This is a genomic window from Pseudaestuariivita rosea (assembly GCF_017592335.1).
Classification (GTDB): domain Bacteria; phylum Pseudomonadota; class Alphaproteobacteria; order Rhodobacterales; family Rhodobacteraceae; genus Parasulfitobacter; species Parasulfitobacter rosea.
Genome location: NZ_JACNMP010000005.1, coordinates 146,819 through 172,982, shown reverse-complemented (window position 1 = coordinate 172,982; position 26,164 = coordinate 146,819). Strand labels below are relative to the sequence as shown.

Genomic DNA, 26,164 nt, shown 5'->3' with positions numbered 1-26,164 from the left:
GCTGGTACAACCCCTCGCGTCGCCACTCAGCATTGGGTTACAAGTCGCCGATCAACTACGAAAGGACCGCTGCTGAGGGGCTGGAAACTCTAAGCCCATAACCGTCCATCAAACCGGGGGAACTCCAGAACAAAACGAGCAGAAAGGCAAAACAATGAAAGAACATATGCCATCTAAGGGAAAGACTGGTGCGCTCGAACAGAGAAAGTTCGAACTCATCCGCACCTGATTTTGAAGCCTCTGCAAATGATGATCCACTTCTGTCACCGGATCAATATGACGAACTCTTTGAAGAACTAGAACGCTGGCACGACGTGCTTAAACCTCACGCAGATGAATTGCGAGGGCCACGCCCATGAGCCGTGCTGCCCCGTTTTCGCTGAGACTGACTGCTGAGGAACGCCAGCAACTGGAAGCCCAGGCTGGGTCAATGCCGCTTGGGTCGTACATCAAGTCCGTGGTTTTTGCCTCGGAGGCCCCCAGATACCGGAAGAGGAAAAAACCACCTGTTGCGGAGCAACAGCTTTTGGCGGCCGTGCTGGCGCAATTGGGAAAAACCCGGACGGCAAATAATCTGAACCAGATCGCCAAGCATCTGAACCAGGGCACGCTTGTCATTGATGAAGATCTGGAAGCGGATCTGAAGATCGCCATTGCGGAAGTGGCATGGATGCGCGTCACTTTGATGCAGGCTTTGGGGATGAAGCCATGATCCTCAAGGGTTCACAACGGGCTGGGGCGTCTGCTTTGGCGGATCACCTGACGAATACACGTGACAATGATCATGTTAACATCCTAGAGTTGAGAGGATTCGTCTCGGATCGCTTGCACGGTGCTTTGTTGGAAACCCATGCCATTTCGAAAGCCACCCGTTGTCAGCAATTCATGTTCTCGCTCAGTCTTAACCCCCCGCAAAATCATATCGCCTCTGAACAGGATTTCCTGACAGCGGCAGATCGCGCGGAAGAGCACCTGGGCCTCACTGGCCAACCGCGGGCGGTGATCCTGCATGAGAAAGAAGGACGGCGCCATGCCCATGTGGTCTGGTCGCGGATTGATCCCGCGCATCTGCGGGCGATCAACCTGCCGCATTTCAAGCGCAAACTTATGGCGCTGTCGAAAGAGCTTTATCTCGATCATGGCTGGGACCTGCCCGATGGTCTCAGAACCCATGGCGGCAAGAGTCCCTTGAACTTCACGCTGGCCGAATGGCAACAGGCCAAGCGGCTTGATCTTGATCCACGGGAGATCAAACAGCTTTTCCGCAAGGCGTGGGACCGATCCGACAGTCTCAAGGGCCTACAGAATGCCCTGGAAGAGCGTGGCTATTTCCTCGCCAAAGGCGATCGGCGCGGGTTTGTCGCTTTGGATATTCAGTGCACGGTGTATTCACTGCCCCGCTGGACAGGCTTGAAAGCGAAAGAGGTCAAAGAGAGGCTGGGCAGTCCGGATCAACTCCCTTCGGTCAGTGAGCGCCAAGCAGAGATCAAAGGCAAAGTCACCGATCAGATGCGGGGCTATATTGCGCAAGTGAAAGCCAAACATCGCAAAGACGCGGAGCCGCTGCTGCAGGAGAAAACAGACATCATCGCTCAACACCGTGCCGAACGTCAGCGCTTGCACTCCAAACAGCAAAAGCGCTGGCGGGCAGAGGCCAAGGCCCGATCTGAACGCCTTAATGGCGGATTGCGCGGTCTCTTCGATCGTTTTACAGGCACGGCCCGCAAGACCCGAGATCAGAATGCTTTGGAGGCCTATCACTGTGCCAAACGCGATCAGGCCCAACGGGATCAGCTAGTTGTCGATCAGATGCAGGATCGGCGTGAATTGCAGCAACGGTTCATCCAACTGCGCGATGTGCAAAAACGCGAACAGGCCACATTGGCGCGCGATATCAGCGCGGTTCTGCGGATGAAATCTGGTTATGCCCAAGCCATGGATCAGGCGCGGGCACAGAGGATGGAACGACGGCGGGATCGTGGCTTTGAGATATCTTAAAGCGTTCGGCATATTCGTGGGATAACCTTCTGATGAGAAACATAAATTTGACGCTGGAGGTGCAGATTTTGTATAATAGGTTATGACAGAAGAGACATGGTGGGATCATTTTGACGAAGACCCATTTGAGAAGGTGGGGCGTATCGTCACTGGGCCATTTGGAGAAGATCTGACAATTCAGATGTCGCGGATCAATTGGGCTTATCTCGATTGGCTGGAGGCGGATCAAAAAGGCAATATCGCGAAATATCTGGTTGATGCCGAACTGAAAAGACGACCTGAAGATGGCTGTCGCCACCGGTGGATGGAAGATTGCGTTCGTACAACCTACCTCTGGCGGGAAAAGAATGGTTTGCCGAGACCGGGCTGGTGCGGTGCGGCGCATCCTGCAGAATTCGTGGACATCTGACTGAGACCTGCTAGGCTTCAATCAACGGCTGTGGCTGCCCATAGGTGAGACATGGATGATGATGACAAAGGCGTCAAGGACAACACATCTCCTGACTTCCGGCCCAAATACGCAAAATCAAAGGACAAAGCGCCTGGTGGTCACATGGGACGAGAACCGGCGGGGTTGTCTTTTTCTCCCACAGGCACCTCGCGAGTCGTGCGCGTCACAATGGAATTTGACGAACCGCCTGAACCGACAGCCAACACGCAAGACCGAACCCCACCTGAAGACACCAGACCGACAGCAATTGATCCGAATGATTCTGAGGTGGAGGCATTCTACAACGAATATCGCTATATCTCAGAAGAGGAAGCGAAAGGCGCAGGCGATACGGCTGCAGAGAAGGCCGAACCTGAAGACCCGCAACCCTCTCAAACTGAGTACGCTAAGGCGTTTCGCCGGGCGCGGGATCGGACGATTGCGGTGCAGCGCGAACAGGGTTTGGATTGGGATTGATGGCAGCTGTGGCGGCATCGATAACTACCTATTTCAAAAAGAAAATTCCCACAAAAACCTACCACTGTGCTATACTTAGTCATGACTGAACAACCTCCTTTAACAGACGAAGAAATCCAAGCGCGGCGCGAGCGCTTTTTGGAAGCGGTGCATCTGCAAAAGATCGAAAACAATCCGCTTGATGAGGACCAACTAGCGATGTTTGAGATGTTTCAACGGGAACGTTGGAGCGATGAACAGCGTACAGACTATATCAGGCAACGGGCCCACGCGGCAGCTGCTGCTGCCCGTCAACCCGAATGACGGACGAGATTTATTGTTATCCGCCCGATTACCGCGTTCTGCGCAATAAGCTCGATCTTCGCGATGCAAAACAACTCGACTATTATGAACGTGAATTTGTTGCGGATCGGATCGAGAAAGGCTGCCCCACAGGGGATTTCGATCTCGCGCATCTGAAGGCCATCCATCACCATCTGTTTCAGGATGTCTATGGATTGGGCGGGAGAAACCCGTCAGTTGGAAATCAGCAAAGGGCCGACGCAGTTCATGCCGCGCCAATTCATTGAGACTGGAATCAACGATATCCATAAACGCATTGTCGCCTCCAACTATTTGCAGGGCACATCCCCGGAGGCCTTTGCGCAACAGGCAGGGGAGCTGATTGGCGATCTGAATCACGCCCATCCCTTTCGTGAGGGCAATGGGCGCACCCAGATGCAGTATCTCAAGCAATTGGCGGAAAAAGCAGGCCATCCCATCGATCTGACGCAGATCGATACCAAAGACTGGATTGCCGCCTCCATCCGGTCAAATGATGCAGACTATGGCCTGATGCAGGACTGCATTCGAGGCGCTTTGTCGGATCAAAGCCGGGAAACAGATGCAGCGGTCCCACCAAAAGAGACCGATGCATCTGTTTCAGCTGAGAAGGCCTATGCCAAAGCCTATCGTCAGGCTCAAAAGAGAACCCAAGAGCTACAGCAGAACCAGGAGATTGACTGGGACTGATCTGACCTTTGGGGTTGGTGATTTACTCCTTTGGGCGCGTGTCCTTAAAATAGTCGTCCATATAGGGCACCCGTTTGAGAAACAGTGCACTGGTGCCTGGATAAAGGATCAGTTGATTGTCCGACTGGCGTGAGAAAAACGCCGCGACCTCATCGGGCGTCAGCAGCGGGATCGCATCAATGCTTTTCGATTGTCCGGTAAAGCCTGAGGCCGCCTGGGTCATACTCTGTTCCCCATGGGAGACCTTCAGCATGGCCGATTGGCCCAGGCGCTCTGAGACATATTTGAGCGAGCCCAGATCATTCAGCCCGAAGGTCTGAAAAATCCCGGCATTGCCCAGAAAGGTCTCCCACCGGTCGCCGTAAATCTGGCGCAGCTGTGAGAGGTCCTGAAAAAACGACCAGATACGCACGCCAAAGCCCGCTACAAGACCGGCTGCCATTTCCAGAGATTTCATATGACCCAGCACATGCATCTCATCAAGGATCATCAAGGCGGGGATTTGGGGCAGCGTCTTATCAGCCTCAATCGCGCTCATCAGACGGTTGATATAGAGCCGGAAAAACCGGAAATGTCGATGCAGACGCCCCGCAGGCAAACAGAGATAGACCGATTGGTGTCCCTGTTTCCAACGTTTGAGGTCCGGGGCGCGGGTGACCGCAGAAAGGGTGCGCGCCATGGGTCTGGGGGACAGAAAGGCGATCTGATTGCGCACGGTGGACATGACACTGCCAAACTCACGGCTGCCCAGACTGGACAGGGTGGAGGCCGCTTCAAAGGGAATGCCATGGGCAAACTCTGCCGTGCTGCTCATCAGTGCATTGACCTGATCGAGGGTCAGGTTGGGATCATTGACGTTGGGTACTTCTGGGCTTTGGTCTTCGTCCTCGGGTCCAACGACCCTTTGGGCGAAAAGCAAGCGCTTTACTTCCAGAAGAGACTTGTCGTTGATCTCCGGATGGGCGGCGACAAAGGCAATATAGCCGCGCAGCACAAGACGCGCCGCATCATAGAAATAGCGGTTGGCGCCTTTGTCCTCTTCGACAATCAGGGCATCTGCAATGGCATCGCAATCATCGACGAAATCATCTGACAGCGGATCAAGATCGGTCAGCGGGTTAAACCCCGCGCGATAGGCCTCATCCACATCGGCCACACCAAAGGGATCAATCACATAGACCTCATGGCCCAACCCGCCGTCCTTGATCCCACGGCCTTTGCCCCGGCGCTCGGCGGTCAGGCTGGCGTTCTCGCCTTTGGGGTCCAGCACAACGACGGATCCAGGATAAAGCAACAGGTTGGGCACGATGGCCGAGGTGCCTTTGCCCGCGCGCGATCCTGCAATGGTCAAAAGATGGCGGTTGTCCTGGGTGCCGATGAAACCGTCACCACTTTGTCCCAGAAAGACTTTTTCTGAGCTGTAGCGCCAGTCATCACTGTCATTCAAAACATCGGGGGCCACCCAAAGGGCGCGCGGGGCTTTGTCGAAGGCAGCCGGTGTTTCGGGCAGACCGCGGGGAAGGTCATTGAATTGCATGGAGGTCCTTTGCAATGCTTGAGGGCGGTTGAAATCAGTTGGCACTCATCACATCGCCATGACCGAAAAAAGAAGACAGAAATACCTTGGCTCTACTGCAAAGGATCGTTTCAGCATCTGAGCGATTCAGCAACCCAAAGTTGTTGTTCAAAGATAGATTTATTGAACTGACCGACATCCAATGCATCACCATTGGCAATGATCAGAAGTGTCAGAAATATAATTTACGACGCTTCGAATCGCTTGACCTACCACGATGCATTGGCATGATCTTGAATAGTTTTTCTCAAGTCCCTTTGGTTCAATCTCTCTTTTTGATCTGATGTGAGGCCGTCCCCATGAAACCTGTCCTGCGTTTTTTCTGGCAGATGAAAACCGTCTTCAAAACCGAACCGCTCTTTGCAACTCTCACTGTGCTTGGGCTCTTTGTTCTTGGCATGGTTGCATATCTGATTGTGAACGAGATTGCCTTCGCTATTTTTCCACAAAGATGGGACTGGTGGTGGGGACAGTCTTTTCTGCGCTTCCCAGTGATATGGGGTTTGTTGATATGGGGCACCTTCCATCTGTCCAAACGCTGGTCGTTTCTGTCTTGGTTCTGGTATCCAAAAGAGGAAAAGAAAACGCAGCAGCCCCAAAGCAGTGAGACAGATGAGAGTGGTGGCGAGACGGAAATCCTATCTGAACCCGTCACACTAGAACCCGTGCGCCAACCGGGATACTTCACGCCCTCTCAGCCCGTTCGGAAAACCCCCAAAGGCACGTCTTTGAGCAAGCAAAACGATGATCAGGCCGTACTCTATATCAAAGCGGTGATCCGGTTCTGGTATTGGTTTGCACCCGTGGCTTTGTCCATCTTTGCCATTGTCGGCGGTCCTATTCTTGGGGCTGTGATCGGGTGGGAGAATTTCGAGAACCGCAGCGGCAATGCCCGGTGGGACCCGAATTTCTGGCCTTATGTGTTGACGGGAATGTTCTGGACAACGGCTGTGCTGCTCACTTTGCCTGTCATTGCTTATTTTATGACACGCATTCAATTGCAGATCACCGTCAATGAGGATGCAATCTATGTGCGCGGCAAACGTTATGACCGTGCTTTTAGTGATGGTATGCAGGTCGGATACTCGATACAGTCAAGCGAAGGGCTCAAGAACGATTTTTTTGATATCAGCACCGGATTGATGGCGCTGCGTCTCACCTATGGTCCTTGGGGCGAAGACTTACCTTATCTGGTCAATAAATATCATTCCGCCGAAATCGTGGTTTGGATCAACAGCATCATCCATGCTATTGGGACACCACCGCCTTCGCAATATGATCCCTATGCGGGGCGCAAGATTGAGCTGTTGTAGACCGTGTATGTATTGCTGCGTGAAGACCATTGGCTCATAAACTGCGCACAAACCTGTTAGCGCCGCACCCCGTGAATGGCCCGGGCCAGGGTTTGTTGTGAAACATCCAACTGTCGGGCCAGATCACGCAATGTGATAGCGCCACTGTCGATGCGTTTGGCATGGGCACGTGCTTCATCGGCGGTGATCATGCGCGTGCGTCCAATGCTCTGCCCACGGCGTTTGGCGGCCCGCATCCCCGCCTTGGTGCGCTCGCTGATCAGGCTACGCTCATATTCCGCAAAGACCGCCAACTGGCCAAAGATCATCCGGCCCACGGCCGTTGATGTATCGATTCCCTGAGTAATTGCGTGAAAGTGAATGCCGCGTTTTTGCAGGTCCTCTAGGATCGTCATGAGATGCAATGTCGAACGGCCCAGCCGATCCAGTTTCCAGACTGTGAGTGTGTCCCCGGCGATCAGATCATTCAGCATCGCCTGCAATCCTGGGCGATGCCGTTGGGCACCGGATACACCGTGATCTTTGTACAGCTTAACACAACCCGCATCTTTCAGCGCATCAATCTGCAAATCTTCTGACTGATCCGCGTCTGAAACACGCACATACCCAATCTTTCGACCTGCTGGCTTTCGTTTGCCCATTCTCAAAGTCTGAACCGATTCATACATCACGCAATCTTTAATCATGGCGCATTTTCCTCTTTCCAAAAGGGATCCCTTTTGAAACCGCCGTGAGTGGGGTGTTGAACGGCCCAACTCCGCCGAAAAAACTGTGGAAAACCAGGCACCGGGGACAAAAGCGAAGCGGATATGCTAGCCCTATCAAAAGGGATCCCTTTTGAAGCCCGCGCCACCGCTCAAAAAAGGATCCCCTTGATGCTTGCACATCCCGTTCTCACCCCCGCCCTGAGTGCCCTCAGCCTTGCCATGATGCTTGGTCTGGCGGAGGCCGAACGGCCCGTTCAAACGCTTGATGAGATTGAGGGGCACTGGGAGGGCCGTGTGAAGACCAGTGGCATCGGCGGGCATCTGGATCTGAGCTTGCAGGTCACAGATCAAGGCGCGCTGCTCAATGTCAAACGCCTGACCGTCAATTGTGACTATGTGATCGCGCCCGAGGGATCAGAGGCGGGACAGTTCCCAGCCTTTGTCATCAAGGACCGCAATGGCAATTGTCGCAATGATCAGATGGTGCTGCAGACAACAGAGGCTAGCCTCACCCTGGAACTGGTGGACCAATGGCAAGGCACAAAGGGGCAGCTGATCCAGGTCAACGGGCCGCCCCATATGACCCGCATCTTTCCAGACCCCGCCATTCGCGGGGTGACCCTGGGCACGCCCTTGGGGGATCTGGACCGGTTCGTGCCTGAGGGTGGCAGCATCAGTATCGCCAAATCCTCCCGCCGTGTGGTTCAGGGGGCGCGGCAACTCGACGGGCGCTACCGTCAGATCACCGTGCCCTATGCCGAGAGTGAGTTCCGCGATTACAGCCAAGACAATCTGGCGTTATATCATGTGCCCGGCGATGCCAATGCAGGTGTGATGGCGATCACGCGGTTTTATGCGCCATCCCCGCTAAACGCGCCAACCACAGAGGCTTTTACCACGGCACTGATCACCACCTATGGCACTCCCGCTGATCAAGACACAAGCAACCGGCGCAAGTCCTATAACTGGCACTTTGACCGAGAAGGGCAACTTGCCACAGGTACTGTTCTGGAGCGTTGTCAACGGCGTGTGCAAAGCAGCGGCCCAAGGCGCATGGTGGCCATGCGCTTTAGTGCGCTGGAGTTTCTGAGCAGTGGTCGCGCCCGCGCGGGCAGCGGGGCCTTCACACCGATGCTGCAACCCCGTCATGGCTGCGGATATTCTCTGAATTACACCATCCTGGCCCGCGCGGATGGTAGTCTGGAAAACGCCCAAGCGATCTTCTTTGACCACCAGGCACTGGCCACAGAAATGTGGTCCGAGGCGCGGAAAGACCTCCAGGATGATATCACGCGCGCACTGGCCCGTCTCAACGCGGCCGCCACAACCACACCGGAACTCTAAGCCTCAACCCCACCGAGCCAAACAGAAAGGAGTGCTCACGATGACCAATACGAACGATCCTTACAAAACCAACGGCCAGAACACCCACGCGGGCTCCACCAATCAGGGCCGCGATGAGGCCCAGAAAGGCTGGCAACCCTCCCCGCAACAACCCGGGGAAAGTGCTATCTCATATCAGACAAGGATGGCGGCCTATAATCAGAATAAGTCATAAGGGATTGGCAATTAGAAAAGAAATTCAGCCGCGAATAATCGCGGCTGGTTGCAGCCATGAGTACTAAAACACTTGGATAAGCAAGCCATTTGGTGAACTATCTTTAGTTGATTGTGTGGCTTTTGCATGGAGCAAAGTTGGGTAATTTAATATGTGATTACAGAACCTCAATCTCACTGTGTAAGTGATATATGACAAAAATTCAGAGTAAGGTTTAACCAGCGAATACCTGCTTGCGATCAATCTCAATAGGCTGAATTCTGCTTTATTTACAGTTAGTTTGCAGAAATAGAAAAAGTCATACTTCAACCCTTAGATGACTACCTGTAAGCTTAAGTTGACACATAGATTCGCGTGAGGATTGATAAATAAACACAGTGGGTTGACGCCGCGATCCACTCTGCAAAAGAACTCTGATTTTCAATCCATTTGATGGAGAGATATCTATGATACCTTCTAGACAGCGAAAAAGCAGGGCACTTCTGGCGGCAATGGCCTTGTCTGTTTTTTCGATATCTGCATCAATAGCAGCACCGCGAGAGTTCAGTTTCGGCGATGGCTGTCTGCGTTTCGATCCTGACGAAGTGAATATCACGACTTTTGGTCAAATCTCTAACCCGAATGCGCGCGTGCAATTCTTTACCGTTCCGCTGCATGAATACAGTAACATAAATGAACAAATAGATATCAATGTTAAATTTTTGCCAAGTCCGCCAAGGATTAACTATGAGCAACTACCTTCACAAGATCGACGCACACAATACTGTGATGTACGCGATGCTGATTACGGCCTGTTGGAACTTGTAGCGGGCGAAAACATGTCTTGCCCAGTCTCAAATATCAGTACCTTTTACATCCCCCAAGATATCTCGCTTGACAACTTAAATACATCCATAAGCTGTGCATCACAGGAATACGTACCGAATTGCCGAGTGAGATACAAATTTGAGAATGCGTGGCGTGCCACAGCATTTGTGCCTCGTGACCGCATTGATTTATGGCCAAATGTTCGGGCAGCCGTAAAGACCTATTTCGACCAAAATCTCCAAGACTGCACACCTTAATCCAAAGGACCTAGACAATGACAAACGATATACGTTTATCCGCAGATGGCTATGTTACCTTTTCCTCAAACGAGCTTGGATTTCTAACTGATTTATTGAATGCTGGTGACCGGGGTGGATATCATCTGCTGTATGGTGAAATGGCAGACAATGATGATGCAAGATTAACCGCACAAATCGCGACTTTTAGCGGACTTGTCGGCGGCGCGTCCTTTGGTGCAAACTGGTATCTTCAACAGATTTATGGAGAACACTCAACAAATCCATATGCAGGTATTTATTTGATATCTCAAGCAGTAGCTGTAAGCATTCAAGATACAATCCAAGCAAGTATTATTGATGATCAAGGTTCTGGCTATCTTACCTATGATGAGCATTTTGATGCCGCCGAAGCAGCTTGGGTAGAGCTTAATTTAGGTCACCTTTTCCCTGGTAACTTGATTTCCGCACTTCCGTTTTATGGTGGTGAGAGCTTCAATGAAGAAATCAGCGATATTGGTGATTTATTTACCGCCAATCCAGGCACCGGTGCCTCTTTGTTCGGGGCGGCATACGCTCATTTCACGGGTGGCAGAATAGAAGACTATCTGAATGCACCTGGGTACACGATTTTAGACATCAGCAACGGACAAATCGTGATCGACAGCGAAGGCCGCAATGTTGCAAATTTCATTTCCTCAGATTTTCTTTTGGAAGCAAATGCGGCAATCGGGAATGCTGTTTTAGGCGGCAATAATCCCCAGACCATTTACGACCTGATGGGTGGAGTTGGTGACCCCAATGGTCTTGGCGATCCAGTTACCCCCGAATACCGGGAAGCGCGTCTGAATTTCCTGCAATATTCCGACGGCGCATACAATGGCGACAACAACCCGGCGTCCTACCCAAATGTTACCGATCCGGTTGTTCGTATTTCGCAAACCGCTACGAATGAACGTGATCTGCTTATGCTGACCGGCGGTGATGACTTTATCGATGCAATGGGCGGCGATGATCTGGTTCTTGGCGGGCACGGCAGCGATCAAATGAGTGGTGGTGCCGGGGATGATGCACTTTGGGGCCAAACTGGTAACGATTTTCTATTCGGAGCCGATGGCGCTGATTACGTCCGCGGCGGTCTTGGGAATGACGTTGTCATTGGCGGCTTGGGGAATGATGTCCTAGACGGTGGTGACATTAGCACGCAGCCTATTGATGAAAACTATGATAATTCGCTGTGGGGTTGGTTGAGCGGTAAATCAGTCACCGACGGGCGCGACCTTTTGTACGGAAACGATGGCGATGATCTGATACGCGGGGGGTCAGGCATTGATGACCTTCACGGAGGTGACGGGAATGATCACCTTATCGGAGGTTCAGGCGCCGATCTGATGTTCGATAGTGGTGCAGATCGCCCCTTTCAACAGGGCGATGATCCCGCAGAATATGAAGAGAGTCTTTTTGGTTATAACGCAGGTAATGATACTCTGGACGGTGGGTCTGGTGCAGATGCGTTGGTTTACACTGGTGGAACAGATACATTTATCGGTGGCACCGGCGATGACAGCTACCTTTCGTTTTCAACTTCGGTACAAAATGCATCGACTGACATATTGACCATTGTCCTGTCTGAAGACCCAAACGATGAAACAACGTATTTTGGCCATGATACGATTGTCGGATCTGGGCAAGGAATTGGTCAGGTTGTTTTTGAGGGCTTGAACCGGAAAGATGTTGAGGTTCGGTTTCATATTCATGAAACAACGCAACTTGATGAGTTTACTCTGGAATACCAGTCTATTTTTGGGCATTTGATTGGTACATCAGGATTTGATCCACTCGATTACCCGCTTTATCAGGTTGTTGGCAGCATTGAGATTATCGTCAATGACACACGCAGTAGTCTTTATATTGAACAGGTCTCTGGCAGTTATATCGGCGGGGCGAACCACCCTGGGGGCAGCATCTATGTCCAGCCGCAGATCTATTCGCCTTTCAACATCGTTTTTGACGATCAAACCGTTCACGAGTGGAACCGCTTTGTAGACTGGAACGATCTTGGGACAGCGTTTATCAGCGAAACTCTGACAGACACAGCCGATGCTGCTGCAGAGTCCTCTACCGAAGAACGTGCCGACATTCCTGATGATTTACCTCCTGAAATGGTTGGTGATGAAAATGCAAATAGCTTTGTCGGCCTAAATACATCGGATCGCGTCAGTGCCCTTGGCGGCGATGATTCGATCTCGCTTGGCGCTGGCGATGATTTTGTCGAAGGCGGCGCGGGTGCAGATACGCTGGATGGCGGTGCTGGTGTGGATACGGCGATTTATGCGTCAGCTGGCTTTAGAGTTCATGTCAGCCTGAAAAGTGGCACAGGGATGATTGCCGACGCCTACGGTGATGTGCTGATTGGCATTGAAAACGTGATTGGCAGTAATTTTGATGACATACTTGAGGGCAGTGATGCGGTTAATAACGTTCTTTCGGGCGGCGCTGGAAATGATCACTTACGTGGAGGAATAAGCAATGACACCCTTATTGGTGGGGCTGGCGATGACAGGATCATTAGCGGGGGGGGCCTTTGGCTCGAAGACAACGTTGTGACCAATAATGTCATAGATGGTGGTGATGGCGATGACTATATAGAAGGCAACGTCGGAGATGACTTCATCGAGGGTGGTGCTGGCAACGACAGAATATTAGGTCGGGGTGGCAACGACACAATATATGGGAATGACGGCAACGACCAAATAACAAGCGGCGTCGACGAAGGGGGCCGCAGTCTTTTTTATGGAGGCGCCGGAGACGATTATCTTTTCGTCAGGACCTTCAAAACAGATCACCAGATTCATGGCGGTGCTGGTAACGATACATTTCTCGTCGTTGTCCCTGGGGGGGAGGTTTTTTTAACTGAAATTGATCTTTCGACGGGCAGAATAAACAAAGACACAGGACGCATGAGCGGTATTGAAAATGTCATTGGCGGGAATGGTAACGATACAATCACGGGAAATGATCAGGACAATTTGCTTGATGGCCACAGGTCAGGATCGAGTTTAAATTCGAACAACATTGGTCATGATATTCTGAATGGCGGTGGCGGCAATGATACATTGCTTGGCCGCGACGCTGAAGACACATTGAATGGTGGTGCTGGCGACGATCTACTGGATGGCGGGACCGGCGGCGACCTCCTGCGCGGCGGTGACGGGATCGACACGGCTGTCTTTGAAGAGGCCTATGGCGATCTGAGCTTTGAACGAACAGAAAACGCCATCTTGATTACCAATGCAGCGGGCGATGTTGACCAAGTCTTCAATGATGTCGAAACCCTTGCCTTCACGGATCAGACGCTCAGCTTTAGTGAGATGTTTGATAGCCTGCCTGTTCCAGTGCTCGCCCTGGACGATGATGCAGGGACCATCGATGAAGATGCGGAACTGATCTTCAATCCCCTTGAGAATGATTTGCGGCCGGATGGGACGACACTAACCATCACTGCCATCGATGGTCAGGCGATTGCGGTGGGCGGTATTGTTACTTTGGCCTCAGGCGTATCGATTGAGCTTCTGGACGATGGTCGGTTGCGGGTTCTGCAGAATGACGCTTTCCAGGCGCTAAACCTCGGCGATACCGGAACGCTGGAGTTCACCTATACAATCTCTGCTCAGGGCGACACGTCGCAAGCCACAATTTCTGCGACAATCAATGGTCTGGATGAGCCGATCTATGGCACGGATCAGAATGATACGCTGAATGGCACAGACGGAAATGACATCATTGTTGGTGGTCTGGGCGATGACACCCTGAATGGTGGTACTGGATCAGATACCTATGTCTATGCTCTGGGGGACGGCAGTGATCTGATTATGGATTATCAGTTCGGTTCTCATACTGCTGACCGCCTGGTTCTGAACGGCATAACACCTGATGATGTCACCGTATCTCGCAGCGGCAATAACGCGATCATGACGATGCCGGATGGCGGATCGATCACACTGGTCGATGCCTTGCGCGACGATTGGTATATCATTGAGACCATTGAATTTGCCGATGGCACAATCTGGGATCACGCCGCAATGCGCAACCAGATGGTCTCGGACATGAAAGCCACCGGGACTGTTGTTGGCACAGGTTGGGCTGAGACCTATGTCCACACATCGGGTGATGGGTCCTACACCATTCAGGAAACAGGTTATGCCAACGATCAGTTGGTGTTTACCGACCTGAACGTGGGCGATGTGCAGTTCTCACATAATGCTGGCAATGATCTGGTGATGACCACGGTAGGGGGTGAGGTGATCACGGTGACAGATCACTTTAACAGTTTTTTTGATGTAGAGGATATCGAGGAAATCCGCTTTGCCGATGGCACGGTGCTGGACCTCGACGGTATCCGCGCGAAATCGATTGCCGATCAGAAGGACAGTGGCTTCGTACGCGGCTCCAGGAATACGGATGTCTATCAGCATGCCGCGGGTGATGGCTCCTATACGATTCAGGAAACGGGGAATGCCAACGATCAGTTGGTGTTTACCGATCTGACCGTGGACGATGTGCAGTTCTCGCATAGTTCCGGCGGCGATCTGGTGATGACAACAGTCGGCGGGGAAGTGATCACGGTGTGGGATCACTTTGCCAATATTTCAGAGGATATCGAGGAAATCCGCTTTGCTGATGGCACGGTGCTGGACCTCGACGGCATTCGTGCGAAGTCGATTGCCGATCAAAAAGCCACCGGCTTCGTACGCGGCACGCATTTGAGTGAGACCTATTTCCATACATCCGGCGACGGGTCTTACACGATCCTGGAATTCGGCGCTTCCAATGATCAATTCGTGTTCACCGATCTGAACCTGGGGGATGTGCGGTTCACAAAAAGTTCCGGTGGCGATATGGTGATGACGACGGTCGGCGGCGAGGTGATCACCGTGTGGGACCACTTCGTCAACAGCTCGGAAGATATCGAAGAGATTGTCTTTGCCGATGGCACCGTGCTTGATTTAGCGGGTATTGAAGCCAATCTCAGCGGACCGCCCACCGCTGTGGATGATGTCGCCAGCGTAGCTGAGGGAGCCGTGCTTGAGATTGATGTTCTCTCGAATGACACGGATGCTGATGGTGATCCGCTGACCGTGACGCAAGTGGCCGGGCAAGCGATCTCTGCCGGGCAATCGGTGACCCTGGTCTCTGGGGCCATTGTCACGCTTCTGGCCAATGGTCAGCTGCAGTTTGATCAGAACGGCGCCTATGACAGCCTGAATGATAGCGACAGCGCGATCGAGACCATCGCCTATACGATCTCGGATGGTCAAGGCGGGACGTCTACGGCCGAACTGGCGGTGACCATCGCGGGAGAGGGCGTCGCTGCTAATGGTACGCCTGTTGCTGTCGATGATGCGGTCACTGTGGCCGAAGAGGCGGTGGTTGATATCGATGTCCTGTCAAACGACAGCGATGCCGATGGTGATCCGCTGACGATTACACAGCTCGCTGGACAAGCGATCTCGGCCGGGCAATCCGTCACACTGGCCTCTGGGGCTATTGTCACGCTTCTGGCCAATGGCCAGCTGCAGTTCGACCAGAACGGCGCTTATGAAAGCCTGAATGATGGCGACAGCGCCCTTGAGACCATTGCCTATACCATCTCGGATGGCCAAGGCGGGACCTCGACGGCCAATCTGGCGGTAAGTATCACAGGGGCGACGGATGGTACCGTCGATCCCGGCCCCTATCCTCTAATCGGAGGACCAGGTGATGACACGTTGGCCGGTACCGCCGGGGACGATACGCTGAGCGGTGGCAATGGGTCGGACACCTATCTGTTCGCGGCGGGTGACGGTCAGGATGTCATTGACGACAATGGCTGGCTGGACACGGATGTACTGGCCATCAGCGGCTACACGACAGATCAACTGACATTGTCGGATGGCGGCAACAATCGCTTATTGATCAGCTTTGCAGGCACCACCGACAGCATCACGATCAATGGGATGCTGAACAACGACGGCTACGACCGGATCGAAGAAATCCGCTTTGAGGATGGCACGGTTTGGAACACGGCCGAGATCGCAGCACAGCTGATCGCGGGCCAGGCGACAGCGGGCGACGACATTGTGGTCGGCACCACGCTTGAGGACACGGTCTATGGCGCCGCGGGCAATGACACGCTCAGCGGTGGCAATGGGTCGGACACCTATCTGTTCGCGGCAGGTGACGGTCAGGATGTCATTGACGACAATGGCTGGAAGGACACGGACGTCCTGAGTATCAGCGGCTACACGACAGATCAACTGACATTGTCGGATGGCGGCAACAATCGCTTACTGATCAGCTTTGCAGGCACCACCGATAGCATCACGATCAATGGGATGCTGAACAACGACGGCTACGACCGGATCGAAGAAATCCGCTTTGAGGATGGAACAGTGTGGGATACGACCGAGATCAACGCACAGCTGCTTGCTGATCAGTCAGTGGGGGGCGCTACTTTGATTGATAGTCCAGAAATAGCCGCATCGACCTTATCCAGTCATGACGCAGGCCTATCGGTTCAGGACGATGCAAGCACAGATGAGATCATTCTCAAACCTGTCGAGACCGACATCTGTATCATGGACGGAACGCCCGGTCTTGTGGACTTTGATCCGTTGATCTGCGTCATGCCTGTGCCCGATCGGGACAAGGACGAAAAACCTGCACCTGAGACCATCATCGACGTATCCAACCCGGATGTCTTTATCTTCGAAGACAACAACGGCTGGTAAGGGGCTGCCTCAAACGGCCTGGCCTTGGGGGTGTCGGGGGGGAGTGACCTCGCGCCCCTGACTGGTGATGCAGCGTTCAAACGCCTGCGCGTTGGTTGCAAGGGGGCACGCATTGCCCCCTTGGTCGGGTCCAGCGCCGAGACGCTGGCGGCCTTCAATCCGCGCAGGGTTGATCTATGGGGTGTTGGGGAGAGAGACCTCTCCCCGACGAGGGTTTGACCGGCGATACGGTCTACTGGCTTGGGACGGGCTCAACGGTCCGATCCGAGCCATGGCCCTGGGGGATACAACGGGGGCGCGCAGCGGGCCCCCTTGTCAAGATGTGGGGTACTACCCCACACATCTTGCGTATGTTCTTATTAGCTCAATTCTTTGCAACAGTTGAGCTGCCGAGTTGCTAAACGAATTAGTGAGTTTAATTCTTTATCGTATTATGATTTGCAGAACTCATCTAATCCAATTTGCACTAAAACATCTAATACAAACTGCGCTTCAATCTCCAATTGAGTTAGTGTCAATATAACGTCCTTACATGCTAATAGAAGCGAGCTAGTAGTGATTACTTGGTCCTTCGGTTTACCATCAATGCATATTTTAGACTTTAATTCTGCATGAACTTGAACAAAAAAAGCTTTCGCTTTTTCTAAACTGGTTTCCTCAGGGGGACGGTCGTCTAAGTCAAACACCTGAGAGATGGCATCATCAGGTTCCCATCCTAAATTAGTGAGGTGTTGCCCTAAAGAAACTAGCTTGCTATGCAATTCGTTATTCATTTGTTCCTCAATACAGTGATTCAACCTATGCGAATATACGTCAAATCTGAAAGTGAACAACCACTTGGTGCCCAGGTCAGATGTATTTATAAAAATGGGAAAAAAGAAAATTACCAACCGACAATAGTCGGAAATTTGCCAAACAAACCGCATGAACAAAGTACTTACATTGATATCTTTCCAAAGTACGAAATTGATTTTTTATTGGTTTGGCCCAATGGCGGCTATTGGAGATCAGTTCTGACAAATCCATCAGATCAAGATACTTGTTACTGCAAACGAATTTCAAATCGTGACAAAGTTTGGTGGCTTAATGCTCTTGGTATAAGGCGACCAATAGAAGCAAAAAATATTAAAGTAGGCGTCATTGACATCAACAATGCAGCCCTAAAAGTTAATTCAGACGTAACTTACTTCCAACATTGGCAGCATAGTCAGCCCGGCAATAATGGCCATGGTAGTAGAGTATGTAGAATACTAACAAACCAACAAGACAACGGGTTAGTTAATGAAGGGATTTGCAATCAAATTGACTTATCTTTTTATGATACAACGCCACCACTTTCAAAAATTCTAGATAACGAAAAATACGTTTCCTCCGCTATTTATGATGGCATCTTATATCTTTCTAATGATTTAGGGGTTGATATAATTTGTATAGCTGGTGGTATATACGACAAGCGTGGTTTTGATGCTCTACATCGCGCGGTAAAGATTGCGCAAAATCTTGGAACTTTAGTTGTTGCTGCGGTAGGAAATGACGCATCACTACCATGTGCTGCTCCTGCATGTTTCAGCGAAGTGGTCGGGGTAGGTGGACTCGGCTTGAAGACAGCCTATCCGAATAATAGCTATGCGGCACTTGTTGCAGATAGGCAAATTACTGAACGTTATTTAACCATTAACGACAATAGTGATTGGTTCGTTTCCCCACACTGTCAAAATGATGAAAATGTAGACATACTTGCTCCTAGTATTGGTGTCACCTTGACATTTGCAAATGATTACATTACAGATATAGAAGGTACATCCTATTCATGCCCAATGATTGTTGGGCTATTAGCTTCTTTATTGTCAGAAGATGGTGTATTCTCAAATCTCAAAGGATTAGAGCGTTCGAAATATGCTCGTAAAGCGATAGAGAGAATAAAATATGGTGTGCTTTATAATAGTACCTAAATATAATAACTAACTCTGAAAGGTGAGGCAAATTTATGATTAGTGCAACGATTACATATGGTGAAAAACTTATGTCGCAGAGACTATCTGGTGGAGATGTACCAGATTTAGTTTCGACATTTTCAAACTGTACCTTTATCAAAACTATTGAAGTTGGTCGCGGTGGATATATTGCAGAAGTTACATCCGATCTTGATGATTTGCAAGAACTGCAATCGAAGATTGGAGTAGAATACATCGTTGAGACGAGTGTAATAGCACATCCTTTCTGATTAAATGAAAAGGCTATATTTAACCTTTTCATTTAGTGATTTTACTCTTTAATTTTTCGCGCCTCGGCTTGCTTTTTCTCTTTCGCACCATAATCGATTTCTCGGATCATTGTGCGACCGTGCAGCGGCATGGCGTCGAATTTCAGGCTGAGGCCTTTGCCGTCTTTGTTGGCCCAGGCAGCGCCGACACGGTGCCAGTAGGATGTCTCGCCTTCGCCAATCACTTGATAGATCGCATGGGTTGGGCGCTTGGTTTCTGTTTCTTGTGTCATTGTCTTACTCCTTTTTTGCTCTGGCCAGGACACCCGCGTCCGGCCTCATGGGGATGAAGAACCACACCGCGCAGATCGACAGGATCATGGCCCACACGGGGGAGCGTATGCGACCTGGTGCGGGCAGGCCATTGATCCGGTCGATGCGGTGGGTAGACCCATGAGGTGAGGCCGGATGCGGTGCTTGCGCCGGGTGTGCAAAAGGGTGGAGAAAGACAGACATCAGAGGACACCAGCGCTGTGGATGCCCATGTTGCAAAAAGATGACACAGCGATTTCAGATATGCTATACTGATGTCAGGAGGCAGATATGGCTGAGACAAAACAAGACGACACACCAACGATAGAAGACATGCTGCGCCCGCAGCCCGAGTCCACTGAACCGGACTATCTGGCGTGGCGCGACGAAAAAGTGCGCGCGGCGATAGAGCATTCGCGCAAGCATCCTGAAAGCCTGAAGCCATTGCGAGACGTGGCAAAGAAATACGGCCTTGAATATTAACTTTTCTGAAGGATCGCGGAAGGACATTGCAGATATCTACAGCTATCTGGGGGAGCGCAATCCCAGTGCGGCTGACAAGACAATCGCGCGCCTGTTTCAGTCGATTGCATATTTGGGCACATTTCCCTTGATGGGGCGTCCAGGCCGCCTTGAAAACACCCGAGAACTGACGGTGACAGGAATGCCTTACATCGTCATCTATGAAATCCAGTCCCCAACTGATCTGACTGTGCAATCGGTGGTGCATACGGCCCGACAGTGGCCACCCACGCCAAAATAAGTCCGTTAACTAAACAAAAAGCCCCACCTGCGCGGGGCTTTCCGGTATTTTATGAGGCTCTAGACCAGGAATGTTTTGAGTTCTTTTTCGAGTATATCGACGGATTTACCCCACCGCCATTCACATTCTTTGAGATGTAGCTCGAATGTCGCGGGCGGTACGCCGTTGAATTTGGTCAACCTACGCTTGGTGAAAGACCAGAAACTCTCGATGCCGTTGATGTGCACGCCGTTCTTGGAAAACGTCGTTGGTCGCGCCTTTTTGATGCGCAGATGGCGGTCGTAGCCGACGTCCACCAGGCCATCGTAGGCTTTCCAACCGTCGGTGACGACGACAGCCTGTTGTGCCACTCTGTCTCTGATAAGGGCTTGTAAAGTCGCCTTTTTCGTGTCTGGAACGATCTCTGTGAACACGCGCCCTCCGCGCTCGAATATGCCGAAAACGGGCTGCTTTGACGTGCCGCGCCCGCGCCTGGTTTTGCCGGGCGCGCCGCGCAGGCGGGTGGCTCCAAAGTAGCTTTCATCAAGTTCGACGGTGCCGACCAACATGTCTTTCTGCGTCCGTTGATGCTGCGCGATGGCCTCGCGGAACAGGCGGTAATAGCGGTTGACGGTCGTACGCGAGCGGCCAAAAACCTCGGCCGCTTGCGACGCGCTGAGATCTGCTGCAAAAGCCCGGATCAGTTTTGCACGGCGATATCTTGATAACCCATTCTTTTTGTTCATAGAATAACCCTAATAGAGGATTATTCCTGGTCTAGAGCCTTTTATGATATCAGCGTTCACATGCCATTTGGCCGCTATGCGCGCACGCCGGCCTGCTGCTCTTCGCTCAAGGTGGGCGCGGCTTTGGTACTGTTGAACAGGTCGTGCAGATAGTCTGCGATCTGGGCTTTGCTCTCTTTGGCCAGTTTGGTGCTGGGGGTTTTAGACCCCATGACCTCGTGGTGGATGTCGAGAAGCTGGGCTTTGGTTAGCCGCGCGAAGAACGTGCGCTCCGGGGTCCAGATGCTGCGCACATCAGCCTTGGTGATCTCCATCAGCTGTTCCACCATGGGATTGGCGCTGTCATCCTTCAACCCGATGCGGATACGGCGCACAAGGGTCTGGATCAGCTGTTTGTCCTTACCGGACTTTGTCTTGCGTCGGAACCGCGCGAAGGCCTCAGTTGCCTCTTGCGCGTTCAGGGGTACCATCTGGCTTTGGGCGGTCAGGCCTTTGGGCAGTATGAGACCGGCGATGGTTTTGACGGCCTCCGGGTCCAGCCGTGTGTCTGTCAAAGGCAATACGCCTGCAAAACAGGGGGTGGTCAGGGCAAAGCGCATCAGGTCCAGCAGTATCTCAGACTGCTGCATCAGGGCTGCTTGCAGGGCCACTGTGCGGATCGTGCTGAGGTCTTGGGTCAGCGCTGCAGAATAAAGCCCCTTTGGCTTAGCGGATTTGGTAGGTTTCTGCGCTGCAGAGACCCGCTGCAATGGCGGCCTCCCGATCCTCGGGGCGGATCAGTCCTTGGGTCAGTGTGACTGTCCCGTCATGGGCCAGATGCGCCATCACCCCCGCTAAGGTTTTCTGATCCGCGGTGAAGATTTCCATATTCAGCTTCTCTTCCAAAGCGGCAAACTCAGCAACGCCTGCGGCATCACAGACGTCCCCCTCGATCAGGTCAGGTCGGCCAGTGCGTTATAGCGCTCTTCCTCTTCCGTACTGATCTCGACCTGTTGTGGATAGGTTCGTGCAAAGCACTCCATCGCCTGCCAGTCCATCGGGGCCAATGTGGCCTCGGCCCAGAGCCAGCCTTCGGACAAAAGGTCCTGCCGGATCGCGTCCAGTTTGGACTCTGCCAACGCCTGCAACAGGGCGCTATCGGTAAAATAGATATCCTCGCCAAATAGGTCTTCGCGGATCACACCGCCTGCGGCTTCATACTCATCACAGCCCACAAACCGGCCCAGCCTGTCGCAATTGCGGTCCTGATCCATCATCAGCGTGCGTTTGATATGCTCCACATGATCGGCCTGCCATGTGCCGGACAGCCTTTGAAAGAGGGTTTCCTGTGCGGCTGTGTCCTCACTGACGGTATAGGCGGCGGCCACATTCAATGTGATCTCATCGCGGCGCAGGGCCTCCAAGAGAGAGGTGGGCAGTTTGGCCAGACGCAACCGCCCCCGCACATGGCGTGTGGTCACGGCAAAAGCCTTGGCGATATCGTCAATACTGGCCTTGGCCTTCATCATCTGATGATAGGCCTGCACTTCCTCGGCGGGATGCAGAGCGATGCGGGCGGTGTTCTCACTGCTGGCTCAATAGTTTGCCTGCGCCAGATCATCGGTGACCCGAACCGGCACCACGATGGTGGATGGATCAGTGCCATCTTCGGCTGCGATTTGTTGCAAGGCGCGCAGCCTACGCCCGCCCGCGACAATGGCGATGGTTGTTTCGCTGTCACCCTCTGCACTTTGGAACCCCATCAGGTTTTGCATCAGCCCCACCGTGCGGATGGATGTGGCCAGAGCGGTGATATCTTCTGCAGTGCAGGCCTGTCGGGGATTGAGCGGGGATAGGGTCAAGTGGTTCAGGGGAATATCGATCAGTACCGATGGTGATTGATCCGTTGCCTGTATCGCGGCAGGGGATCGGCGGGTCTCTGAGGCAGTGTGCAAAATGGTGTCATGCTGTGTCATGGGGGTGTCCTTTCGAGAGGGTTGAGGGGATTACATCCAAACGCTGGTCCCAATGGGACGGCAGGGTCTGGGACAGGGACGCGGGTCCGATCAAGACATCCACGCCGCTGCCGCAGCCCCCGCCTTGTCTCACGCACATCGAAAGATCAGCCGTTGTCCGGCCAGGGTGGTTTCGCTGTAATCCATGGCCAGATCACGGGCGAAGGCGTCGTAATCGAAATACATCTCTAGCGCTTCGGGGATGTCCCCCATGATGCCCTCGGCCACGAATTCCATGGCGAGATCGCGCAGGCTGTCGAGATAATAGACATCTACGTCCAGATCATCGGGGCGGTCGCTGGCCAGATCAAAAGCGCAACCACATTCCCCAACCGCCAGAACAACGCGCGTCTTCTGATCATTGTCCCAGTCGTTAAGGACGGTGATCACCTGCGCCAGAGTACCCTGAGTGATCCCCAGAGCCTCGACCACTGCGGCGTCCAAAGCATCGCCCTCGATAAACTGCAGTTCAAATTCTTCTACCGGGTCGCCGTGGGTGTTGCGCAGGGCACTGGCTTTCAGGTGAAACTCTTCGGCGTTGTCAAAATAGAAGCCATGGGCACTGATATCATAGGGTTGGGCATAAAATGTGCATGTCATGGGTCGGGTCCTTTCTCGTCTCATTGCGGTGGTCTCAGGCCTTGCAGGACCAGTCACACTGGGTGCAGGGCTTTGGAGGCGAGGCCTCGCGCGGAGATGCGCGCCTCTCCTTCAAACCCTGCCCCCCGGCGAGGGCGGGAGGGGGCCCGTGCAATAGGAAACTCAAGGGCCAGAGGGAGGGGGATCGCCCGGCCTGCACGGCGCCAAAGGCAGAGGAAGGTCGGGGAAACCCTCTGGGCCGCCGATGTTTGCTGTTGCGCGGGGAGGGCTGGCCCTCCAGACACACCCCAAAGAGCGGCGTCTGCCGCGACAGGAGTCAAAACAAACAGGCGCTTGCAAAAACACGGATAGAAAGATCAGGATGGCCCTATGACCACTCCTGCAGACAAAACGCGATTGGATCAGGCGCTCAATACAGCGCTGCAGCATTACGCAGAGGTCATGGGCACGTCTTTTGCGGTGACACCGACCCTAACCGTGATCACCGATCCGCAGATCTGTGCCTTTGCCGATGTTGAGGAGAACACCCTCAACCTGCACATCAGCACGGGCACCGTTACGGCCTTGGACGCCCTATGGACAACTGCACTTGCCGATCCCGCGATGCTGCGCCTTGGGGACCAGCAAATTTCCAACGATCCACATAATCTGACACAGCTGTCACTGATCTGGTTGATCTTCCACGAAATGGAGCATTTTGGATTGAGGCATTTTGACGAGGCGGCGCCCTTGCCCTTGATCGAAGCCGCACCGCAACGCTTCGGGCTCATCACAAGCGCCAAACCATCATTATCTAAGCAACAAAAGATACTTTCCCGAGAAGCCCGCCAGACCCGTGCAAAACAGAGGGAGCTGGAAGCGGATCATGAGGCCATTGAGCTTCTCTTGGAGGCCTATTCCGTCGAGGCCTGGCCCGAATTGCGCGCCCGCGCCGCCTGCATCTCGGCCCTGATGATCCTGATCGAAAAAGCCGATGAAACGCACCACACCGGTCTCACCACCCATCCCAAAGCGGCCACCCGCATCTTCCAACTTCTGGGGCATCTGACCCAACTCTGGTCGGTGCCTGCACTCCTCAAAGCCCAAGAACTTGGCGCAACAGAGATCGATCCTGCAGACCTACCACCCCAGAACGAAATCGCCGCCTATCAGGAACAGGTCATCCTGCCCGCTTTCAACGATGCCCTGATCCTTGCCAAAGCGTCCGCCGCACAGACCGCCACACGTGATCTCACCGATCAGGCGCGGTTTTTCGCAGATATCCAGAATGCACAAATTGGGCAATGGGATCAGCTGAGTGCGCCAGGGGCAAAAGAATGGGTGGAGTTGAGTGCCAAACTCACCTGAGGATCTCCCCCAAACGGGGAGATTGCCTCAATCATCCCGATCGAACCGCCACCTATAATGCTGGTTGTGTGAACTGCACTTACTGACAGAGCGGATCGCCTGAGTATGCAAATCCAAGCTCATCCATTCGCGCTTTGTAGTAATCGTGATAGTCGCGATTTATTGCACAACCTTTCACGATATATATGTCGGCACAGTGTTCTTCGTCGCCATCACAGAATTCTGGTCTGTGACCACAGGACAGGTCGCGATGCCCTCGCCCCCATTCCTCTTTCCGAGTCGACAGAACAATAATATCAAAGTCATCAGGAATACCGTAGATACTTCTTGGGCACTGTATCCACCCCGTTCCATTTTGCTTGTTTGTCCAGTATGCCTGCGATTGCCAAGGGCGTCCCGTCAGATTTATCGTCGTTTTTTGAGGGATTACTTCTTGAGGCGTATCATCAAACGCAGGGATTTCTGGAAGGCTGATTTGGAAGCTTTCAATGCTTGACCTAATATTTAATGCAAACCCTGGTATACTTCCGTCGCTGTTGCGTGATACAAAGCAGTCCATCGTTCCAATTCCGCCTCGAGCTATGTTCGCCCGAGTTGTAAGTGTGACGTCTGAATTGTTACCACGCTCGTCAACATAGTTGCAGCTTACAGATTCGGAAGGTGATATTGCTGCTCCCAAAAAAAGTGCATCTGAGGTCGACCTGTTGGTAAGTAGAAAACTAACTAATTCCCCATTATTTGACACTGAGGTATTGACTTCTAAGCCTTTGCTCTTTGCGCGGTTACAACTTTCCCATGCCTTAACTGCTGGGCCGTAGACAGTCCTGCTGACCCTTTCGGCAGTAACCTGATTGGATGTGAAGTTTGCATTTTCTGAGCAGAATTTGTCTGCACTTGCTCTAGATGTTCCAATATCCAAACCGATATCATCATAGAATGCGAAGACATCTAAAGATTGGTTGCTGCTATTTGACTTACACAATTCTTCATAAGCGAAGCTCTTTAGGTCTCGTGTTGTAAACTGTTGGCTGTAATTGGCTCCAACAACTCTCAAGACATCCGAACAATCTGCATAAGCGGTTTTTGCAAACGAAAATGCTATCACGAATGCGATTGAAAATTTTTGAAAATAATTTTTCATTGGTGTTCCTTGCTGTTTGTTCATCATAGAAACAGTATTGTTTAGCAACCACCCCTCAGTAAAGAGATATTGACCCAGCCCTCTAGTCTCCGGACATCCGATGCAAAAACTGGGTCGCAGGAGCATAGGGCCACAGAGAGCCTCCGTTATGAAAACGCCTCAACTCTCCGAAAAACTCTGACGACCGACAATTTCA

At 52.4% G+C, this 26,164-nt stretch carries 28 protein-coding genes; 17 read left to right on the top strand and 11 right to left on the bottom strand.

All coding sequences use genetic code 11. The annotated features are described in order from the left end of the window. Positions 1-355: 355 nt before the first annotated feature. The 7 genes from mobC (at position 356) to H7848_RS05980 (ending at position 3,916) form a co-directional block, all read left to right on the top strand. The gene (mobC, locus tag H7848_RS06010; RefSeq protein ID WP_237072603.1) at positions 356-712 is read left to right on the top strand and encodes a plasmid mobilization relaxosome protein MobC; all 357 of its coding nucleotides are present in this window, start codon (positions 356-358) and stop codon (positions 710-712) included. Further along, positions 667-1,998 carry a relaxase/mobilization nuclease domain-containing protein gene (locus H7848_RS06005; RefSeq protein ID WP_237072602.1) on the top strand — a complete coding sequence of 444 codons (1,332 nt, stop codon included), beginning with the start codon at positions 667-669 and terminating at the stop codon, positions 1,996-1,998. The genes mobC and H7848_RS06005 overlap by 46 nt, the downstream gene beginning before the upstream one ends. Before the next feature lie 82 nt (positions 1,999-2,080). Then, positions 2,081-2,407 (top strand): hypothetical protein, encoded by a 327-nt coding sequence (locus H7848_RS06000; protein WP_208349002.1) that lies wholly within the window; start codon positions 2,081-2,083, stop codon positions 2,405-2,407. 51 nt (positions 2,408-2,458) lie between these two features. Continuing rightward, the gene (locus tag H7848_RS05995; RefSeq protein ID WP_208349000.1) at positions 2,459-2,905 is read left to right on the top strand and encodes a hypothetical protein; all 447 of its coding nucleotides are present in this window, start codon (positions 2,459-2,461) and stop codon (positions 2,903-2,905) included. Between the two features lie 81 nt (positions 2,906-2,986). Continuing rightward, positions 2,987-3,208 carry a hypothetical protein gene (locus tag H7848_RS05990; protein WP_208348998.1) on the top strand — a complete coding sequence of 74 codons (222 nt, stop codon included), beginning with the start codon at positions 2,987-2,989 and terminating at the stop codon, positions 3,206-3,208. Continuing rightward, positions 3,205-3,474: a hypothetical protein gene (locus H7848_RS05985; protein WP_208348996.1), complete on the top strand. Its 270-nt coding sequence runs from the start codon at positions 3,205-3,207 to the stop codon at positions 3,472-3,474. The genes H7848_RS05990 and H7848_RS05985 overlap by 4 nt, the downstream gene beginning before the upstream one ends. Further along, positions 3,425-3,916: a Fic/DOC family protein gene (locus H7848_RS05980; protein WP_208348993.1), complete on the top strand. Its 492-nt coding sequence runs from the start codon at positions 3,425-3,427 to the stop codon at positions 3,914-3,916. The genes H7848_RS05985 and H7848_RS05980 overlap by 50 nt, the downstream gene beginning before the upstream one ends. 22 nt (positions 3,917-3,938) lie before the next feature. On the opposite strand, the gene H7848_RS05975 is transcribed toward H7848_RS05980, so the two are convergent. After that, positions 3,939-5,453, bottom strand: coding sequence for a type IV secretory system conjugative DNA transfer family protein (locus H7848_RS05975; protein WP_208348991.1), 1,515 nt, complete (start codon positions 5,451-5,453; stop codon positions 3,939-3,941). Positions 5,454-5,791: 338 nt separating this feature from the next. Here H7848_RS05975 and H7848_RS05970 point away from each other — a divergent pair, with 338 nt between their 5' ends. Continuing rightward, complete coding sequence (locus tag H7848_RS05970) at positions 5,792-6,805, top strand: hypothetical protein (RefSeq protein ID WP_208348989.1); 1,014 nt, start codon at positions 5,792-5,794, stop codon at positions 6,803-6,805. Between the two features lie 56 nt (positions 6,806-6,861). Here the strand turns inward: H7848_RS05970 and H7848_RS05965 are convergent, their stop codons facing one another. After that, positions 6,862-7,491 (bottom strand): recombinase family protein, encoded by a 630-nt coding sequence (locus H7848_RS05965; protein WP_237072601.1) that lies wholly within the window; start codon positions 7,489-7,491, stop codon positions 6,862-6,864. 189 nt (positions 7,492-7,680) lie between these two features. On the opposite strand from H7848_RS05965, the gene H7848_RS05960 reads away from it, so the two are divergent. The 4 genes from H7848_RS05960 (at position 7,681) to H7848_RS05945 (ending at position 16,883) form a co-directional block, all read left to right on the top strand. Continuing rightward, positions 7,681-8,856 carry a hypothetical protein gene (locus H7848_RS05960; RefSeq protein WP_208348988.1) on the top strand — a complete coding sequence of 392 codons (1,176 nt, stop codon included), beginning with the start codon at positions 7,681-7,683 and terminating at the stop codon, positions 8,854-8,856. A 40-nt stretch (positions 8,857-8,896) separates the two neighbouring features. After that, positions 8,897-9,070 carry a hypothetical protein gene (locus H7848_RS05955; RefSeq protein ID WP_208348985.1) on the top strand — a complete coding sequence of 58 codons (174 nt, stop codon included), beginning with the start codon at positions 8,897-8,899 and terminating at the stop codon, positions 9,068-9,070. A gap of 446 nt (positions 9,071-9,516) precedes the next feature. Next, positions 9,517-10,134 (top strand): hypothetical protein, encoded by a 618-nt coding sequence (locus tag H7848_RS05950; protein WP_208348982.1) that lies wholly within the window; start codon positions 9,517-9,519, stop codon positions 10,132-10,134. Between the two features lie 437 nt (positions 10,135-10,571). Next, positions 10,572-16,883 carry a calcium-binding protein gene (locus H7848_RS05945; protein WP_208348979.1) on the top strand — a complete coding sequence of 2,104 codons (6,312 nt, stop codon included), beginning with the start codon at positions 10,572-10,574 and terminating at the stop codon, positions 16,881-16,883. A 431-nt stretch (positions 16,884-17,314) separates the two neighbouring features. Here H7848_RS05945 and H7848_RS05940 read toward each other — a convergent pair whose 3' ends face one another. Further along, positions 17,315-17,656, bottom strand: coding sequence for a hypothetical protein (locus tag H7848_RS05940; protein WP_208348977.1), 342 nt, complete (start codon positions 17,654-17,656; stop codon positions 17,315-17,317). Here H7848_RS05940 and H7848_RS05935 point away from each other — a divergent pair. Together H7848_RS05935 and H7848_RS05930 are read left to right on the top strand one after the other, a co-directional pair. Then, complete coding sequence (locus H7848_RS05935) at positions 17,639-18,835, top strand: S8/S53 family peptidase (protein ID WP_208348974.1); 1,197 nt, start codon at positions 17,639-17,641, stop codon at positions 18,833-18,835. The genes H7848_RS05940 and H7848_RS05935 overlap by 18 nt on opposite strands. Before the next feature lie 35 nt (positions 18,836-18,870). Next, on the top strand, positions 18,871-19,107 hold the full coding sequence (locus tag H7848_RS05930; protein ID WP_208348971.1) for a hypothetical protein: 237 nt from the start codon (positions 18,871-18,873) through the stop codon (positions 19,105-19,107). A gap of 41 nt (positions 19,108-19,148) precedes the next feature. On the opposite strand, the gene H7848_RS05925 is transcribed toward H7848_RS05930, so the two are convergent. After that, on the bottom strand, positions 19,149-19,379 hold the full coding sequence (locus tag H7848_RS05925) for a hypothetical protein (RefSeq protein WP_208348970.1): 231 nt from the start codon (positions 19,377-19,379) through the stop codon (positions 19,149-19,151). A gap of 310 nt (positions 19,380-19,689) precedes the next feature. Between H7848_RS05925 and H7848_RS05920 the strand changes: the two genes are divergently transcribed. Together H7848_RS05920 and H7848_RS05915 are read left to right on the top strand one after the other, a co-directional pair. Continuing rightward, on the top strand, positions 19,690-19,881 hold the full coding sequence (locus H7848_RS05920) for a hypothetical protein (RefSeq protein ID WP_208348968.1): 192 nt from the start codon (positions 19,690-19,692) through the stop codon (positions 19,879-19,881). After that, positions 19,871-20,161, top strand: coding sequence for a type II toxin-antitoxin system RelE/ParE family toxin (locus tag H7848_RS05915; RefSeq protein WP_208348967.1), 291 nt, complete (start codon positions 19,871-19,873; stop codon positions 20,159-20,161). The genes H7848_RS05920 and H7848_RS05915 overlap by 11 nt, the downstream gene beginning before the upstream one ends. Before the next feature lie 59 nt (positions 20,162-20,220). Here H7848_RS05915 and H7848_RS05910 read toward each other — a convergent pair whose 3' ends face one another. From H7848_RS05910 to H7848_RS05885, 6 genes are all read right to left on the bottom strand, one after another. Beyond that, the gene (locus H7848_RS05910; protein ID WP_208348965.1) at positions 20,221-20,886 is read right to left on the bottom strand and encodes an IS1595 family transposase; all 666 of its coding nucleotides are present in this window, start codon (positions 20,884-20,886) and stop codon (positions 20,221-20,223) included. Between the two features lie 74 nt (positions 20,887-20,960). Beyond that, positions 20,961-21,635, bottom strand: a complete 675-nt coding sequence (locus H7848_RS05905; RefSeq protein ID WP_208348963.1) for a hypothetical protein — start codon at positions 21,633-21,635, stop codon at positions 20,961-20,963. Next, complete coding sequence (locus H7848_RS05900; protein WP_208348961.1) at positions 21,592-21,753, bottom strand: hypothetical protein; 162 nt, start codon at positions 21,751-21,753, stop codon at positions 21,592-21,594. The genes H7848_RS05905 and H7848_RS05900 overlap by 44 nt, the downstream gene beginning before the upstream one ends. A 65-nt stretch (positions 21,754-21,818) precedes the next feature. Beyond that, the gene (locus H7848_RS05895; RefSeq protein WP_473774347.1) at positions 21,819-22,430 is read right to left on the bottom strand and encodes a ParB/RepB/Spo0J family partition protein; all 612 of its coding nucleotides are present in this window, start codon (positions 22,428-22,430) and stop codon (positions 21,819-21,821) included. A gap of 30 nt (positions 22,431-22,460) precedes the next feature. Continuing rightward, positions 22,461-22,841: a ParB/Srx family N-terminal domain-containing protein gene (locus H7848_RS05890; RefSeq protein WP_208348957.1), complete on the bottom strand. Its 381-nt coding sequence runs from the start codon at positions 22,839-22,841 to the stop codon at positions 22,461-22,463. A 129-nt stretch (positions 22,842-22,970) separates the two neighbouring features. Beyond that, on the bottom strand, positions 22,971-23,480 hold the full coding sequence (locus H7848_RS05885) for an antirestriction protein ArdA (RefSeq protein ID WP_237072600.1): 510 nt from the start codon (positions 23,478-23,480) through the stop codon (positions 22,971-22,973). Between the two features lie 369 nt (positions 23,481-23,849). Here H7848_RS05885 and H7848_RS05880 point away from each other — a divergent pair, with 369 nt between their 5' ends. Beyond that, the gene (locus H7848_RS05880; protein ID WP_208348953.1) at positions 23,850-24,827 is read left to right on the top strand and encodes a hypothetical protein; all 978 of its coding nucleotides are present in this window, start codon (positions 23,850-23,852) and stop codon (positions 24,825-24,827) included. 79 nt (positions 24,828-24,906) lie between these two features. Here H7848_RS05880 and H7848_RS05875 read toward each other — a convergent pair whose 3' ends face one another. Continuing rightward, positions 24,907-25,968, bottom strand: coding sequence for a hypothetical protein (locus tag H7848_RS05875; protein WP_208348951.1), 1,062 nt, complete (start codon positions 25,966-25,968; stop codon positions 24,907-24,909). Between the last annotated feature and the right edge of the window lie 196 nt (positions 25,969-26,164).

Bases quoted from the DNA above. Each gene is read 5' to 3' on its own strand.
- mobC (WP_237072603.1), top strand. From the start codon at position 356: ATGAGCCGTGCTGCCCCGTTTTCGCTGAGACTGACTGCTGAGGAACGC.
- H7848_RS06005 (WP_237072602.1), top strand. From the start codon at position 667: ATGGATGCGCGTCACTTTGATGCAGGCTTTGGGGATGAAGCCATGATC.
- H7848_RS06000 (WP_208349002.1), top strand. From the start codon at position 2,081: ATGACAGAAGAGACATGGTGGGATCATTTTGACGAAGACCCATTTGAG.
- H7848_RS05995 (WP_208349000.1), top strand. From the start codon at position 2,459: ATGGATGATGATGACAAAGGCGTCAAGGACAACACATCTCCTGACTTC.
- H7848_RS05990 (WP_208348998.1), top strand. From the start codon at position 2,987: ATGACTGAACAACCTCCTTTAACAGACGAAGAAATCCAAGCGCGGCGC.
- H7848_RS05985 (WP_208348996.1), top strand. From the start codon at position 3,205: ATGACGGACGAGATTTATTGTTATCCGCCCGATTACCGCGTTCTGCGC.
- H7848_RS05975 (WP_208348991.1), bottom strand. From the start codon at position 5,453: ATGCAATTCAATGACCTTCCCCGCGGTCTGCCCGAAACACCGGCTGCC.
- H7848_RS05970 (WP_208348989.1), top strand. From the start codon at position 5,792: ATGAAACCTGTCCTGCGTTTTTTCTGGCAGATGAAAACCGTCTTCAAA.
- H7848_RS05965 (WP_237072601.1), bottom strand. From the start codon at position 7,491: ATGATTAAAGATTGCGTGATGTATGAATCGGTTCAGACTTTGAGAATG.
- H7848_RS05960 (WP_208348988.1), top strand. From the start codon at position 7,681: ATGCTTGCACATCCCGTTCTCACCCCCGCCCTGAGTGCCCTCAGCCTT.
- H7848_RS05955 (WP_208348985.1), top strand. From the start codon at position 8,897: ATGACCAATACGAACGATCCTTACAAAACCAACGGCCAGAACACCCAC.
- H7848_RS05950 (WP_208348982.1), top strand. From the start codon at position 9,517: ATGATACCTTCTAGACAGCGAAAAAGCAGGGCACTTCTGGCGGCAATG.
- H7848_RS05935 (WP_208348974.1), top strand. From the start codon at position 17,639: ATGCAATTCGTTATTCATTTGTTCCTCAATACAGTGATTCAACCTATG.
- H7848_RS05940 (WP_208348977.1), bottom strand. From the start codon at position 17,656: ATGAATAACGAATTGCATAGCAAGCTAGTTTCTTTAGGGCAACACCTC.
- H7848_RS05930 (WP_208348971.1), top strand. From the start codon at position 18,871: ATGATTAGTGCAACGATTACATATGGTGAAAAACTTATGTCGCAGAGA.
- H7848_RS05925 (WP_208348970.1), bottom strand. From the start codon at position 19,379: ATGACACAAGAAACAGAAACCAAGCGCCCAACCCATGCGATCTATCAA.
- H7848_RS05920 (WP_208348968.1), top strand. From the start codon at position 19,690: ATGGCTGAGACAAAACAAGACGACACACCAACGATAGAAGACATGCTG.
- H7848_RS05910 (WP_208348965.1), bottom strand. From the start codon at position 20,886: ATGAACAAAAAGAATGGGTTATCAAGATATCGCCGTGCAAAACTGATC.
- H7848_RS05900 (WP_208348961.1), bottom strand. From the start codon at position 21,753: ATGGAAATCTTCACCGCGGATCAGAAAACCTTAGCGGGGGTGATGGCG.
- H7848_RS05890 (WP_208348957.1), bottom strand. From the start codon at position 22,841: ATGACACAGCATGACACCATTTTGCACACTGCCTCAGAGACCCGCCGA.
- H7848_RS05885 (WP_237072600.1), bottom strand. From the start codon at position 23,480: ATGACATGCACATTTTATGCCCAACCCTATGATATCAGTGCCCATGGC.
- H7848_RS05880 (WP_208348953.1), top strand. From the start codon at position 23,850: ATGACCACTCCTGCAGACAAAACGCGATTGGATCAGGCGCTCAATACA.
- H7848_RS05875 (WP_208348951.1), bottom strand. From the start codon at position 25,968: ATGAAAAATTATTTTCAAAAATTTTCAATCGCATTCGTGATAGCATTT.